Here is a 14,568-nt window from a genome sequence, read left to right on the forward strand (position 1 = left end):
CCCCGCACCAGGTCCGCGGGAAACGCGAACCCCTCCCCGGGCAGCCCGCGGGTTTCCTCAGTGAGGGCGCCGGTCGCACTGGCCACCAGGGCACGTTCGGCGGTGCCGAGGTCGTCGGGCGCGACGCGGGCCGCGACCTGGTCGAGGGCCGTGACGATGTACTCGGCCGCGTCCACGCCGAGGTCCCCGGCGGTGAGGGCGTCGGCCACGGCCGGGTAGTAGGGCGCCAGCATGCTGGTGCCCGCCCGGCGCGCGGTCACGTTCTCGCCCAGACGCACCCGCCGGTTCGCCTCACGCGACGAGACGCGGCTCAGACGGATGATCAGGTCGATGCCGCTACTCGCCCCGTTCTTATACGCCAGGGACTCCTGACCCAGGATACGGCGGGACCGCACCGAAATATCAGCGGCAGAGGCAACCCTGGCCGCATCGACCCGGCGGCCGAGGTCTTCGACCATGCCCAGCACCATCATCGCGTCCGCCTCACCCAAGAGCGAAAAAGACACCGAATCCAGCACGGCCGCGGCCAGGTCACGCACCTGCTGCAGCTGCTGCACGAGCGAGAGCACCGCCTGCGGTAAGGCGGTGGGGTGGTACGGAGTGGGGGCCCCAGCCATGCCCTAATAGTATCTGTGTACTAATCTGCAGTCAAGAGATTCCGCACGAATATAGAAAGTAATTCGGTCAGCGCGGTGCCGTGGTTAGCCCACCACGTGCATCCGTCGGTGCGCCCCGACCTCAGCCTGCAGCGGAAGCGTCCGGACGCTCTCGAAGCGGCGCAACTCCCCGTCGATCGGATCGGTGAAGGTCACCTCGCTCGCCAGGAGCTGCAGCGGGCGGGTGAAATCGTCGAGCGCGACATCCTGAACGACCGGATACACCGGGTCATCGATGATGGGGATCCCCAGGCCCAACATGTGCATCCGCAGCTGATGGGTCTTTCCGGTGCGCGGCGTCAGCCGATAGACGCCCGTGTGCTGCAGAACGGTTTCCAGCTCGATCAGCGACTCGGCATTGGCCGGGTCCTCGGTCACCTCGGCCTGCCAGTGGCCGCGCCTGCTCGTGAGGTGGTTGCGCACGGTGACGGGCAAATCCAGATCCTGCCGCAGCGGGGCCAGCGCCCGGTAGATCTTTTCGACCTCGCCACGTTGGAACATGGATTGATACTCCCCTCGCCAGCGCCGTTCCGTCGCCAGAACCACGAGGCCAGAGGTCACCCGATCCAGTCGATGCAACGGCGAGAGCTCGGGAAGTCCCAACTCGGCGCGCAAGCGCACCACCACACTCTGTACAACGTGTCGGCCGCGCGGAATGGTTGAGAGAAAGGCCGGCTTGTCGATCACGACGAGTCGGGCATCCCGATGCACCACGTGGATGGTCCCGGGCACAACTGTCTCATCGGCGAGATCGCGATGAAACCAGACAAAGGTACGCGGGCCATAGGGGTCGCTGCCGACGACCGGCGCACCCGACTGATAGGCGAAGCGTTCCCCGGTCAGAAACCCGGCGACATCGACGAACTCGGCGAGTCGCTCGAGCAACCACGCACCCATGGTCGGCCACGGGTGCGGCCCGGCCCGGTCCGCATCCGGCGTGCACACCCAGGCAGCGTCAAGCCCGTGGCGCTGTGGCAACGGGGAGGGCGGTGGCATTCACCGATCGTACGCCGCCGGGCAATCGCTCCACCAACTCGGAGCCACCCGCGGCGAGCCGAAGCGCATGACGGCGAAACCCTACAGGTAGTATGTGAACCGCACCCCAACCACTAGATGTGGTTCTTTCGCCCGACTCAGCGTCCCGCCCGATTGCCGTGGGTACCGACCCCAAGGAGATGGCAGCGCGTGCTGAAAATGGAAAACCCCGGCGCAGGAAACCTCACGACCGAGCATGCTCTGGGCGCGCTCATGGTGGCCAAACGGGACGGGCGCCTGCTCGCCTTCGACAACGCCCGCATCTACGCGGCACTGGCCAAGAGCTTCACCGAAGTCAACGGCGAGCTGACCCCGCTCACGCACCGAACCATCCGTGATCTGGTCGCCCGCGTCGACCGCGAGATCGCCTCGCGCTTCTCGGTCGACGTCAAGATCTACGAAGTGCAGAACATCGTGGAACACGCCCTGCTGGACAGCAAGGAATATGACGCCGCCGAGGCCTACATCAACTACCGCATCCAACGGGACTTCGCCCGCAGCAAGGCCACCGACATCAACCACTCGATCATCAAACTGATCAGCAAAGACGAATCGGTCGTCAACGAAAACGCGAACAAGGACAGCGACGTCTTCAACACGCAGCGAGACCTGACCGCCGGCGCGGTGGGCAAGGCCATCGGCCTGAAGATGTTGCCCCCGCACGTCGCCAACGCCCACCAGAAGGGCGACCTGCACTTCCACGACCTCGACTACCACCCCTATGCGCCGATGACGAACTGCTGCCTGATCGACTTCACGACCATGCTGAGCCAGGGCTTCCGAATCGGCAACGCCGACGTCAACCCGCCCCGGTCGATCCAGACGGCGACGGCCCAGATCTCCCAGATCATCGCGAACGTCTCGTCGAGCCAGTACGGCGGATGCTCGGGGAACCGCATCGACGAAGTTCTCGCCCCCTACGCCGAGAAGAACCTCGAAAAGCACCTGGTCGACGCAGGCAAGTGGATCGCGGATGAGTCGCAGCACCGGTCCTACGCCGAGGAGAAGACCCTCAAAGACATCTACGACGCGATGCAGAGCCTCGAGTACGAGATCAACACCCTGTTCACCTCGAACGGGCAGACCCCCTTCACCTCCCTGGGCTTCGGCCTCGGCACCAGCTGGTTCGAGCGGGAAATCCAGAAGGCGATCCTACAGATCCGGATCGAGGGGCTCGGCAGTGAGAAGCGCACGGCGATTTTCCCGAAACTGATTTTCACCATCAAGCGCGGCCTCAACCTGGCACCGACCGACCCGAATTACGACATCAAGCAGCTTGCGCTGGAATGTTCCACCAAACGCATGTACCCCGACATCCTCAACTACGACAAGATCGTCGAACTCACCGGCAGCTTCAAGGTGCCGATGGGCTGCCGCTCGTTCCTGCAGGGCTGGACCGACGGTCAGGGCAACGACGTCTCCGAGGGTCGGATGAATCTCGGAGTCGTGACGCTCAACCTGCCCCGGATCGCCCTCGAGGCCGCCGGTGACAAGGACAAGTTCTGGAGCATTCTCGCCGAACGGGTAAGCACGGCGCGCGACGCCCTGCTCTTCAGAATCGACCGGTGCAAGGAAGCGACCCCGGAGAACGCCCCGATCCTCTACATCTACGGCGCCTTCGGCCAACACCTGAATGCCGGTCAGCCCGTCGACACCCTCTTCAAGAACAAGCGCGCCACCGTTTCCCTCGGCTACATCGGCCTCTACGAGGTGGCCGCGGCCTTTTACGGCGGTGACTGGGAGTCCAATCCCGAAGCGAAGGACTTCACCGTCGAGATCCTGCGCACGCTGCATGGGCGCACCCAGGAATGGAGCGCCGAGTACGGCTACCAGTTCAGCGTGTACTCGACGCCGAGCGAGAGCCTGACCGACCGGTTCTGCCGACTCGACACCGCGAAGTTCGGCGCCGTGGCAAACCTCACCGACAAGGACTACTACACCAACAGCTTCCACTACGACGTTCGCAAGAGCCCGACGCCGTTCGAAAAGCTGGACTTTGAGAAGGTCTACCCGGCGTACTCCTCCGGCGGGTTCATCCACTACTGCGAATACCCGATCCTGCAGCAGAACCCCAAGGCGCTCGAGGCGGTGTGGGACTACTCCTACGATCGCGTCGGCTATCTGGGCACCAACACTCCGATCGACCGGTGCTACGCCTGTGGCTTCTCGGGCGACTTCGACGCCACCGAGCGTGGATTCGAGTGCCCCGAGTGCCACAACGCCGACCCGATGACCTGCGATGTCGTCAAGCGCACCTGTGGCTACCTCGGCAACCCGCAGGCCCGCCCGATGGTGCACGGCCGGCACACCGAGATCACCTCCCGGGTCAAGCACATGCCGGGCGCCACCGGCATCCGTGGGGCGGATGCCGCGGCATCCGTCGCCGAGGATGCGTAACCCCCGGCCCGGCGAGTGGCTGTCGGAGAAACTGAGCCAGCGGTACGTCGGCGACTACAAGCCCTTCGTCTTCGTCGACGGCGAGGGGGTGCGGTGCAGCCTGTACCTGTCCGGTTGCCTGTTCGCCTGTGAGGGCTGTTTCAACGAGGCCACCTGGAGTTTCCGCTACGGGCAGCCGTACACCCCGGAACTCGAGGACCGGATCCTGGCCGACCTTGGCCAGGAGTACGTCCAGGGCCTCACCCTCCTCGGCGGGGAGCCGTTCCTCAACGCCGGGGTGTGCCTGGCCCTCCTCGACCGCGTGCGCCGGGAGTTCGGCACGTCGAAGGATGTGTGGTGCTGGACCGGCTACACGTTCGAAGAACTGTTGCGGGAGAGTGCGGACAAGTTGGCCCTTCTCGGCACGATCGACGTTCTGGTCGACGGTCGGTTCGAACTCGCCCAGCGCGACCTCAAGCTGCAGTTCCGGGGTAGCAGCAACCAGCGGATCATCGACGTTCAGGAGTCCCTGGCCAGTGGACAGGTGACGCTGTGGGGCGGGCTCACGGACGCGACCGGCACCTTCGAACAGATCGAGAAACGGAAACTGATCTAGGTCAGAACAGCGGCCAGGGCACCGCGGGCATGTCGCCGCGCGGCGCGGGGAACCGTCCCTCAGTGCGCAACCGGTCGCAGCGTGCAGCGAGTGCGACGATCTCGGCGTCGCTGAGCAACCCGGCGAGGATGTCGCCGAGCTCGCCGGTCAGCTGCGCACTGACCCGGTCGATCCCGTCCAGCTCGTCGGCGGTGAGTTCGTCGCCCAGCCAGCCCCAGAGCACGGTGCGCAACTTGTGGTCAACGTGAAAGGTGAGGCCGTGGTCGATGCCATGACGGTGCCCGTTCGGCATCGCGAGGATGTGGTCGCCCTTGCGATCGGCGTTGTTCACGACGATGTCGAACACGGCCATGCGTCGCATCGCGGCCGAGTCCTCATGGATGAGGGTCACCGCACGATTGTGCTCGTCCCGGCCGTCGAAGACGCGACGCCAGCCCGGGGTCGGCGCGGCTTCCCACGGGACGAGGTCGACGGCATCCTGATCGGGATCGGCATGCTGCCACAGCTGCACCATCCCCCGGCCCATCGGGCCACCCCGCAGCCAGGTCCGAGGCACGACGTTCCAGCCGAAGGCCTGTGAGACCAGGTAGGCCGAGGCCTCGCGGTTGGCAAGATTGCCGTCGGGAAAGTCCCACAACGGATTCTCGCCGGCGATGGGCTTGTAGACCACCGTGAATCCACCGATGGTTCCGAGGAAGGTCGCGTTCGAGGCCGTCGTGATGCGTCCCGTGAGCTCGAGCTCACCGTCGAGCTCACCGTCGAGGGCGGCATCGTGCATCAGGGGCTGCCGGGGAGGGTGCAGGTGTGTCCGTCGGCCTCGATGGGATCGCCGCAGAGCGGGCAGAGGGGGCGGCCGGCCCCCACCACCTCGCGGGTGCGCGTGGCGAAGGCCCGGGCGGTACCGACGGGCATCCGTACCAGAAGCATCTCCGCCGGCTCCTGCATGATCGCGTCGAGCAGATCCTCGTCGGGCACGTCGTCACTGCCCGGATCGACTTCCACGAGCGGGTAGGCCTCAAGCACGACCTGCACGGTCGACGGGTCCCAGCCCAGGCTCATCCCGCCGGTGCGGAATTCCTCCGCGACGGGCTGATCCAGCGGCTCGTTGTCGACGAGTTCGACGGGGGTGGTGCTCGGGATGCTGAACGGGTTGCCCTCATGGCTCATCAGCTGGTCGAGCATCTCGTCGATTTTCTCGGCGAGCAGCGCCGATTGTTGTTTCTCCAGGGCGATGCTCACGATCTGAGCTCCAGTGCGCACCTGCAGGTAGAACGTGCGAGAACCAGGCAGACCGACGGTGCCGATGACGACACGATCCGGCCAGGAAAACTCATGGACGATTGTGGACATGTCGGTATTTTAGGCGACCGTTGGGTGCGGCGCCTGACCGGCCCCGCCACCGACCGGCGCGTCGGCCAGAGGGGCGCTGGCGCCGAGCCAGGCGAGGTCGCCGGCATCCGTGTTGATGGCGTGCACGCTCGGCCGGCTGGTGCCGTAGCGCACGATCGAAACGGATGCCGGACCCACGTTGATGCGCTGGAAGAGGTCGAGGTGCATGCCGAGCGCATCGGCCAGAACGGACTTGATGATGTCGCCGTGGCTGACCGCCACCCACACCGCGCCCGGACCGTGCTCGGCCTCGAACGCCGCATCGTGACGACGGATGGCGGCGACCGACCGGGCCTGCATGGTCGCCATCGACTCTCCGCCGGGAAAGGTGACGGCCGAAGGTTGAGACTGCACTGTCGACCAGAGCTTCTCCTTGGCGAGATCGCCGAGGGCCTGGCCCTGCCACTCACCGTAATCGCACTCGGTGATGCCCTCCTCCACCGGCGTCACGAGCGAGCCGGCCTGGTGGTCCAGGATGAACTGAGATGTCTGCCGGCAGCGCTCCAGAGGACTCGACACCACGCCGACCAGCGGCACCACGGCCAGGCGCTTGGCCGTCTGGGCGGCCTGATCCTGCCCGATCTGGTCGAGCCGAACGCCGGCAGCGCGGCCGGCCAGCATTCCGGTGGCATTTGCGGTGGTGCGACCGTGCCGCACGAGGATGACTGTGGCCATGGGTACAGCCTAGACAGGCGGGGTGGGAACGGCGCCCGGCCAGACGATCTGATGCCTCAGGCGGCCGGATGTCACGTCGCGTCCGTCAAGCTGACCGCCGACACCGTCCACGCGGTGCAGTCAGCTGGACTCTCCGTGACTCAGTCGGTCGGGTCGGTGATGAACCCCTCGTCGATCATCCAGGCATAGGCCACATCAGCGGGTTCCTTTCCGTCGACGTCGACCTGACGGTTCATGCCGCGCAGAACCTCGTCGGTGAGCTTGGGTGAAATCCGGGCGAAGATTTCTTCCAGGCCGGGGGTGGCCTCGATCGACTCGGTGAAGAAGACCGGCGCGACGTTGTACGCAGGGAAAAACGCGAGATCGTCGGTCAGAACTGTGAGGTCGAGCGCGTCGAGTCGGCCGTCGGTCGTGAAAACCTCGCCGAAGTTGCAGGCTCCGTCGTCGGTCGCGCTGTAGATCGCACCGGTGTCGTAGATTCCGATGTTGCCATCGGGCACCCCATCAGCGGCGCCACGTTCGAGTCCGTAGTGGGCGAGCATGGGGTTCATGCCGTCCGGGCGGGAGTTGAATTCGGATTCGACGCAGAAAGTGCGATCCTCGACCGGCAACGCGGCGAGTTCGGACATGGTCGTGATGCCGCCGAGCTCGGCGACCGCCTCACTGCGCACAGCCAGGGCGTAGGTGTTATTCATCGGGGCCGGTGCGCCCCAGGTGACGCCGTTCTGGATGTCGATGTCATACACGGCTTGCCACATTTTGTCTTGGTCGGCGATCGACTCATCCTGACCGAGGTAGGTCAGCCACGCGGTTCCGGTGTATTCCCAGAGCACGTCGGCCTGACCAGAAAGAATCAGCTCTCGGGTCGGCTGACTGCCGGGCAGATTACTGAGGTCTGTGACGTCGAATCCCGCGGCGGTCCCGGCGAGCACCGCGATCTTGCCGAGCAGAAGCTGCTCCGTGAAGTTCTTGGACGTGACCGTGAGGTCGACGCCCTCAGCACCCTCGAGCGGGGTGATCGACCCAGGTCCGACCGCGGGAACGTACGAGGTTGCCGGCTTCAGTCCGCAACCGCTCAGAACGACTGCGGACAGGGCGAGGAGACCGGCCGCCACCCCCCAGCGGCCGAGGGACGTGAGGCGGGTGCGAGAAGACGAGCGGTACATCTAGAGTCCCTTCGGGCGAGCGATGTGTTCCACAACGCGGCCGACCCAGTCGATGAGCAGGGCGAGCAGAGCCACGAGCAGCGCTCCCATGACGAGCACGGGGGCGAGGCTGAGATTGACGCCCGTAGTGATCAGGATGCCGAGTCCGCCGCCGTTGACGAACGTGGCCAGGGCGGCGGTGCCCACCAGCAGAACGAGAGCGGTGCGCACGCCCGACAGCATGACCGGAACGGCGAGCGGGAGCTCCACCCGAAACAATACGGCGGCGGAGCTCATGCCCATGCCTCGTCCGGCCTCGATGAGGCGGGCGTCGACCTGCTGCAGGCCCACCATGGTGTTGCGCAGCACCGGGAGCGCGGCGTAGAGCACGAGACTCAGCGTCGCGGCCCAGAAGCCGAAGCCGACCCAGAACGCGAGCAGCACGACGACGCCGATCGCGGGGGCCGCCTGACCGAAGTTGGCGATGGCGAGCACCGGTGCGGTCAGAAACCGCAAGGGCTTGCGGGTCAGGGCGATTCCCAAGGGAATCGCGATGACCAACACGATCACCGCGGCGAGCAGGGTGAGCTGGATGTGCTCCACCGTGTAGACCCAGAGAGCGCCGGGAGCGAGGGTGGTGAGCACGATCGGCGACAGGTCGGCCGTCAGCAGCCAGATCACGAGCGCCAGGAACGCGAGCAGGATGCCGACCAGCTGGTAGACCAGACCCCGCCAGGATCGCCACACCGTGCGAGCACGGCTGACCGGTACGCCGGCCGCAGTCGGGTCGCCCGGCGTTTCAACGGCGGAATCGCCGCCGGCAAGGCCCGCCTCTGTATGCGGGGTGCGGGTACTCACTGAACGGACCGTGCGTCAGCGCCGCTGGGATCGGTCTCGATCAGGTCTGCCTCGGCGGCCGACACCTGCGCCTGGAACAGGCCGGTGTTCAGCCCGACGGGGGCCTGGTCTGACTCAAGCACGGCCGCGGACTGTGACCGGGTGATGGCGTCCATCACGGTTTGAACGTCGATGACGCCCTTGAACATGTCGCGGCGGCCCGTGACGAGCACGGCCCCGGCGCTCGAGACGAGCATCGTGTCGAGCGCATCATTGAGCGTGGCCCGCTTGCCGACGACCGGAAGTTTCGGGTCGGGAACGTCGCTGATGACCTCCAGGCGGCCGAGCTGGCGCGCGGAGAGCCACTGAATGGGTCGGCGACGCTCATCGACGATGACCGCGTGACCGTGGCCGGTCTCGACGACGCGGGCCAGCACATCCGCTGCCCGTTCACCGGGTTGGCCCACGACTGCGTCGCTGAGGCTGACCTCCGCCACCCGGGTCAGGGTGAGCTGTTTGAGGCCGGCGCCGGACCCGATGAAGTTTTCGACGAACTCGTTGGCCGGGTCGCCGAGGATGCGTTCCGGGGTGTCGTACTGCACGAGCTGGGCACCCTCGTTGAAGATGGCGATCCAGTCGCCGAGCTTGACGGCCTCGTCGAAGTCGTGGGTGACGCAGACGATGGTCTTCTGCAATTCTTCCTGGATGTTGAGCAGTTCGTCCTGCAGGCGCAGGCGGGTGATCGGGTCGACGGCGCCGAAGGGCTCGTCCATCAGGAGCACGGGCGGGTCGGCCGCGAGCGCGCGCGCCACGCCGACGCGTTGCTGCTGGCCGCCGGAGAGCTCCTTGGGGTATCGGTCGCGGTAGAGCGCCGGGTCGAGGGAAACAAGCTCGAGGAGCTCGTCGACGCGGGCCGCGATGCGGGCTTTGTCCCAGCCGAGCATCTTCGGCACGATGCCGATGTTGGTGGCGACCGTCATGTGCGGAAAGAGTCCCCCGGCCTGAATGACATAGCCGATGCCTCGGCGCAGGGTGTCGCCGTTCATGTCGGTGACGTCGTCACCGTCGACGACGATGCGACCCTCGGTCGGTTCGATGAGCCGGTTGATCATCTTGAGGGTCGTGGTCTTGCCGCAGCCCGAGGGACCGACGAGCATCACGATCTTGCCGGCCGGGATCTCCATGGTGAGACCGTCGACGGCGGGGCGCGCCTGGCCGGGGAACCGCTTGGTGACGTGGTCCAACAGGATGCTTGCACCGGTGATGCCGGTGGGGGTGACGGATTCCTCGGTGCTGCTGGATTCAGCAGGGTTGGATGCAATGAACTCAGACACGGATACCTCGAGGTGTGGTCAGGCGGCCGAGGCCGACGAGAAGGAGATCAAGAATAAGAGCGAGCACGACAACGCCGATGACGCCCGTCAGTACCGACTCGAGGGAGTTGGCGCCGCCGAGGCGGGAGAGGCCGGAGAAGATGAATCCACCCAGGCCCGGGCCGAGGGAATATGCGGCGATCGCGGCGACACCCATGACCATCTGAGCGGAGACCCGAACGCCCGTGAGGATGATCGGCCAGGCGATCGGCAGTTCCACCTGAAGGAGCGTGCGAAACCGGCTCATGCCGATGCCGCGGGCGGATTCCACGATCGATGGAGCAATACCCGACAGGCCCACGACCGCGTTCCGCAAAATGGGCAGCGTGGCGAAGAACGCCACCACGACGACGGCCGGAAGGACACCGAAGCCGAGCGGCGCGATGAGCAGCCCGATGAAGGCAAACGACGGGATGGTCAGGCCGATGGCCGACACCGAGTTGGCGATCCCGGTGAGCGCGGAACTGCGGTAGACGAGCGAAGCCAGCACGACGGCGATGACTGTCGCCAGGATCAGGCACTGAACGACAAGGCTGAAATGCTGCCAACTGCTGAATAGGATCTGCTCATACTGATCCCCTAGAAAGTCCAACACATCAAAACCTCTTCGAGTCGAGAACACACCGATGCACCGCCACCGGCACGGGCGCAACGGGAGGCGCGGATGCCGAACTGGATGGGGACGCAGGCCGTAAGCCTGCGGTGAGGGTTGCTGATTATTCTCGCACGGCCACTCCCCCATTGGCCGCAGCGAGATATTACGGACTGGTGAGCGCCTGACTGGCCGACTGGATGCTCCTCTAGGGTGTGAACACCGTTTACGTCAGGATGCAGCTGAATGAATTTCGATCTCGCAGGCAAGACAGCCCTCGTCACCGGCGCCAGCTCGGGCATCGGCAGTCACTTCGCCCGAGCCTTCGCCGCGAAGGGGACGAGCCTCATTCTGGTGGCCCGCCGAACCGACGAATTGGAGGCTCTCGCATCCGAATTGCGCAAGCAGAACGGGGTCGACGTCCACGTCATTTCGCAGGACCTGAGCGCGCCCGGTGCGGCCGCCGCGGTCGAGCACCAACTCCTCGACCAGCAGATCACCGTCGATGTTCTCGTGAACAACGCCGGCTTCGGAACCAATGCGCGCCTGGTCGACGAAGACCGAGCCCGCCTTCACTCGGAGATCGCTCTGAACGTCAGCACGCTGGTCGACCTGACGGCTGCCTTCCTGCCGGGCATGGTGGCCCGAGACTCGGGCATCATCGTGAACATCGCCAGCACCTCGGCGTACCAGCCCGTGCCCGGGATGGCGGTCTACGCAGCCACGAAGGCGTTCGTCCTGTCGTTCACCGAGGCCGTCTGGGGCGAGACTCACAACACCGGAGTGCGGGTTTTCGCGGTGAGTCCGGGTTCCACCGACACTGAGTTTTTCGACGTCGCCGGTTCGCAGTCACCCGGCAAGCGAGTGCCGGCCTCGAATGTCGTCGACGTTACCCTGGCTGCCATCAGCGCCAGAAAATCGGTGCCGTCCGTGGTTGTCGGTGCGCGCAACAGAGTCACCGCGTCGCTCGTCACGTTCATCCCACGCAGAACGGTGATCACACTTGCCGGTTCGATCTTCCTTCCCCGGGGCTAGCCGATCGGTCTGTGGCTCCCGGAAGGTCAGATCTAGTGCCAGGTCGAGAGCGGATTCGGCCAGAGCACCATCGGCGTGCGGCCCGGTGTCGCCGCCTGGCTCGACCTGACCTCGAAGGAAGGGCACGTGCGCAACAAGCTCGATGGCGACGTGCTCCCGACGCGTCCGAGCCGACCGTCACGGTGCGTGCGCGCACCCAATTCGGCAACATCAGCATCCAGCGCGCGGTGAACTCGGCGCCGAGGAGGTTGTTGCAGCGCCATGCCCGGCCTCGCACCAATTCGACGGAGATTTTGGGTCAGACACCCGTTTTTGAGCCTCAACGCGCTGTTTAGAGCAAAATCTCCGTCGGATTCGTTCAGTACGAGGTGCTGCCGCGCCCCACACCAGGAGGTTGTTGTCCTGCCGCGCCCGAGCAGGCGGCCCGTGGCACCGTGTTCAACCAGTACGGCACATAGTCTTGGATCGGCGGTCCGTCCGAGGCTCGGCGTTCGTCGAGGACCGCCCTCTCGATACTCGTGCGCGAAACATGCGGGAATCTCTCGGCGAGACGATCGACCACCTCTGCGACGGCCCTGAGTGCGTCTTTTCTGCTCGCTTGCCCAGCCGTGTTCGGTTCAGCGCGTCAAATGGAGCACCGTTGCGGAAGGTCCTCTGGGGCGACGGGCCGCGAAATGAGGTAGCCCTGCACGGCGTCACAGCGCAAGTCACGCAGAAGCTGGAGTTGGTCCTGACGTTCGACGCCTTCGGCTGTGACCGAGAGCCCGATGGCATGAGCGGTGTCGATGATCCCGCCCACGAGCAGGGCGTCCGAGGGTGAGGAATCGATGTTGTCGACGAAGGATTTGTCGATCTTGACCGTGGTCAGCGGCAGGCTACGCAGCAGGGCAAGCGAAGAGAAGCCGGTGCCGTAGTCGTCCAGGGCGATGCTGATCCCCGCCTCCCGGAGCTGTTGGAGCTGTCCGATCGCCCGGGGCAGATCGGTGATCGCGGCGCCCTCGGTGATTTCAACCTCGATGAGGTGCGCCGGTATGCGATGCCGGTGGAGTGCCTCAACGAGCTCGGGAACGATGGTGCGGGCCGCCAGTTGGAGTGGAGACACATTCACTGCGACTCGGCGCGGGGTTCCCGCATCCAACCAGAGTCTGGCCTGGGCGCAGACCTCGTTGAGGACCCGTTGCCCGATGCGGTGGATGTCGCCGGACAACTCCATGATCGGAATGAATTCGGCGGGCGAGACGGGGCCCAGAATCGGGTCGGTCCAGCGCAGCAGCGCCTCCACCGCCGAACGGTCGCCGCTGGCCAGGTCCATCTGCGGCTGGTAGTGCAAGTTGAAAGCGCGGGTCGCGAAGGCCTGCGGCAGGCGCCGCCGGATGAGCGCATTCCGAACGATGGGCGCGGCCTCGCCGTGCCCATCGAGACGGGCGACCTGGCGTTTTCCGGCCTGCTTGGCCTTGAGCATGGCCCCATCGGCGTAGCGGAGCAACGCGTCAAGCCAGCTCAGTTCCCGTTCTGCTCCGACATCACCGGCCATTGCGATGCCGACGGATGCCGAAACATGCAGCAGATGGCCGCCACAGACGAAAGGCACCGACGCGCCGAGTACGACCTGATCCGCGATGGCGAGAAGCTGCACGTCATCCACGTCGACCAACAACACCGCAAACTCGTCGCCGCCGATGCGGGCGAGCACATCGGCGGGGCGAACGATGTCGCGCAGCCGGTCTGCGAAGCCGACCAGGATCTCATCCCCGGCCTGGTGACCGAAGGTGTCGTTGATCGCTTTGAAACCGTCAAGGTCGATGTAGAGAACCGCGATGCGGGTCATGTCCACGGCTCCCTCAATCGACGCGGCTCCGCTCTCCTCCAATTGCCGGCGGTTGGGCAGTCCGGTCAGGGAATCGTGGAGTGCGGCGTATCGAAATTCTGTCGACAACCGTTCGAAGATCTGAGACACCGACACGACCCGTGGCCCCTCGTCGGTCAGCACGAGCACGTCACGGTAACGGTTGCCCTCCAGCAGCTCCAGGATGCGCCGCGCCGCATTCGCCAGGCTCATCGCACCGGGCAGGGCGAAGGAATTTTCCGGCACCATCTGGATGGCCGTCGACCGGGCATGCAGGCCGCGACCGTAGCCCAACCGTCCGCTCAGAGTGAATTCCACCTGTTCCCGTGTCAACAGGAAGAAACTGCCGTCTTCCCGCACGACGAGGGAACGAAGTTGTCGGTTCGCACGGAGAATGCGGTCGATTTCGCTGACCGGCGTCGTGGCCGTCACCTGTTGGACGCTGGTAGCCAGGTCTGCCAGGCACACGACCCGCCCCACGCGGTTGGGTGGGGCGTCAGGAATGGTGCTCATCCCAAATGATCACCCGACTGCTATCCGGGACCCGACGTAACCCGCCGGAGTTTGCCAGTTGTTCAGCCACCCGCCGATCATCTCCGCCCGATGAACAGCAGGTCGTTGCCTCAGCGGGGTCACACTCACAGTTATGGCTGGGCTTCGGTTTCTGCCTGCTGACGAGCCTGAGTGTGCTGGATGACGAACACCATGACGAGGGTGATCGAGGACGTCACGCTGTAGAGAACGTTGTTCCACCAGGAAGGAAAGCCAACCAAGAAGCCCACCATCAGCCACAGCGCCGTGAGGAATGCGACAGCCAACCCCACCGTGGCGAGCGCGGTCGCATCACCCACCCGATGAAGAAGGCGGCTGCCCCACAGGTGCTGCCGCCGCGTTGGACCGCGGCTTTCGCCTCGCGGGTCACTTCTGACGCCGCCGCGGTGAGGTCGGCGACCAGGCGCGCGTCGCGACCTCGAGGCCGACGGCGACCCCGCA

Annotated in this window: 14 protein-coding genes and 1 pseudogene; 3 read left to right on the forward strand and 12 right to left on the reverse strand. The window is 65.4% G+C overall.

From position 1 onward, the window contains the following. Together E3O22_RS09645 and E3O22_RS09650 are read right to left on the reverse strand one after the other, a co-directional pair. Positions 1 to 617: DUF222 domain-containing protein (locus tag E3O22_RS09645; RefSeq protein WP_134397095.1), on the reverse strand; the 617-nt coding region annotated here is incomplete at its 3' end. Between the two features lie 84 nt (positions 618 to 701). Next, positions 702 to 1,541 carry a pseudouridine synthase gene (locus E3O22_RS09650; RefSeq protein ID WP_241976602.1) on the reverse strand — a complete coding sequence of 280 codons (840 nt, stop codon included), beginning with the start codon at positions 1,539 to 1,541 and terminating at the stop codon, positions 702 to 704. 309 nt (positions 1,542 to 1,850) lie between these two features. On the opposite strand from E3O22_RS09650, the gene nrdD reads away from it, so the two are divergent. Both nrdD and nrdG read left to right on the forward strand, forming a co-directional pair. After that, the gene (gene nrdD / locus E3O22_RS09655; protein ID WP_134393624.1) at positions 1,851 to 4,088 is read left to right on the forward strand and encodes an anaerobic ribonucleoside-triphosphate reductase; all 2,238 of its coding nucleotides are present in this window, start codon (positions 1,851 to 1,853) and stop codon (positions 4,086 to 4,088) included. After that, a complete protein-coding gene (gene nrdG / locus E3O22_RS09660; protein WP_134393582.1) occupies positions 4,081 to 4,683 on the forward strand; it encodes an anaerobic ribonucleoside-triphosphate reductase activating protein in 603 nt (200 codons plus the stop codon). Before nrdD ends, nrdG begins: the two co-directional genes overlap by 8 nt. A 1-nt stretch (position 4,684) precedes the next feature. Here nrdG and E3O22_RS09665 read toward each other — a convergent pair whose 3' ends face one another. The 7 genes from E3O22_RS09665 to E3O22_RS09695 form a co-directional block, all read right to left on the reverse strand. Continuing rightward, complete coding sequence (locus E3O22_RS09665; protein ID WP_134393583.1) at positions 4,685 to 5,461, reverse strand: SCO1664 family protein; 777 nt, start codon at positions 5,459 to 5,461, stop codon at positions 4,685 to 4,687. Then, positions 5,461 to 6,033: a DUF3090 domain-containing protein gene (locus E3O22_RS09670; protein ID WP_134393584.1), complete on the reverse strand. Its 573-nt coding sequence runs from the start codon at positions 6,031 to 6,033 to the stop codon at positions 5,461 to 5,463. The genes E3O22_RS09665 and E3O22_RS09670 overlap by 1 nt, the downstream gene beginning before the upstream one ends. Positions 6,034 to 6,042: 9 nt before the next feature. Next, the gene (locus E3O22_RS09675) at positions 6,043 to 6,747 is read right to left on the reverse strand and encodes a histidine phosphatase family protein (RefSeq protein ID WP_134393585.1); all 705 of its coding nucleotides are present in this window, start codon (positions 6,745 to 6,747) and stop codon (positions 6,043 to 6,045) included. Positions 6,748 to 6,887: 140 nt separating this feature from the next. Beyond that, positions 6,888 to 7,913 (reverse strand): glycine betaine ABC transporter substrate-binding protein, encoded by a 1,026-nt coding sequence (locus tag E3O22_RS09680; RefSeq protein WP_134393586.1) that lies wholly within the window; start codon positions 7,911 to 7,913, stop codon positions 6,888 to 6,890. After that, the gene (locus E3O22_RS09685) at positions 7,914 to 8,639 is read right to left on the reverse strand and encodes an ABC transporter permease (protein ID WP_134393625.1); all 726 of its coding nucleotides are present in this window, start codon (positions 8,637 to 8,639) and stop codon (positions 7,914 to 7,916) included. A 107-nt stretch (positions 8,640 to 8,746) separates the two neighbouring features. Then, positions 8,747 to 9,994 carry an ATP-binding cassette domain-containing protein gene (locus tag E3O22_RS09690; RefSeq protein WP_134393626.1) on the reverse strand — a complete coding sequence of 416 codons (1,248 nt, stop codon included), beginning with the start codon at positions 9,992 to 9,994 and terminating at the stop codon, positions 8,747 to 8,749. Positions 9,995 to 10,055: 61 nt separating this feature from the next. Then, complete coding sequence (locus E3O22_RS09695) at positions 10,056 to 10,697, reverse strand: ABC transporter permease (RefSeq protein WP_104101578.1); 642 nt, start codon at positions 10,695 to 10,697, stop codon at positions 10,056 to 10,058. Positions 10,698 to 10,940: 243 nt separating this feature from the next. Here E3O22_RS09695 and E3O22_RS09700 point away from each other — a divergent pair, with 243 nt between their 5' ends. Further along, positions 10,941 to 11,729: an SDR family oxidoreductase gene (locus E3O22_RS09700; protein WP_134393587.1), complete on the forward strand. Its 789-nt coding sequence runs from the start codon at positions 10,941 to 10,943 to the stop codon at positions 11,727 to 11,729. A gap of 358 nt (positions 11,730 to 12,087) precedes the next feature. Here E3O22_RS09700 and E3O22_RS16740 read toward each other — a convergent pair. The 3 genes and pseudogenes from E3O22_RS16740 to E3O22_RS15915 all read right to left on the reverse strand — a co-directional run. Then, positions 12,088 to 12,294 (reverse strand): annotated as a pseudogene (locus tag E3O22_RS16740) (three-helix bundle dimerization domain-containing protein); the annotation flags it as partial. A gap of 60 nt (positions 12,295 to 12,354) precedes the next feature. Further along, a complete protein-coding gene (locus tag E3O22_RS09710) occupies positions 12,355 to 14,088 on the reverse strand; it encodes a bifunctional diguanylate cyclase/phosphodiesterase (protein WP_134393588.1) in 1,734 nt (577 codons plus the stop codon). 131 nt (positions 14,089 to 14,219) lie between these two features. Beyond that, positions 14,220 to 14,426 carry a low affinity iron permease family protein gene (locus E3O22_RS15915; protein WP_166784614.1) on the reverse strand — a complete coding sequence of 69 codons (207 nt, stop codon included), beginning with the start codon at positions 14,424 to 14,426 and terminating at the stop codon, positions 14,220 to 14,222. Positions 14,427 to 14,568: the final 142 nt, after the last annotated feature.

The sequence above is a fragment of the Cryobacterium sp. TMT2-18-2 genome (assembly GCF_004402245.1).
GTDB classification, from domain to species: domain Bacteria; phylum Actinomycetota; class Actinomycetes; order Actinomycetales; family Microbacteriaceae; genus Cryobacterium; species Cryobacterium sandaracinum.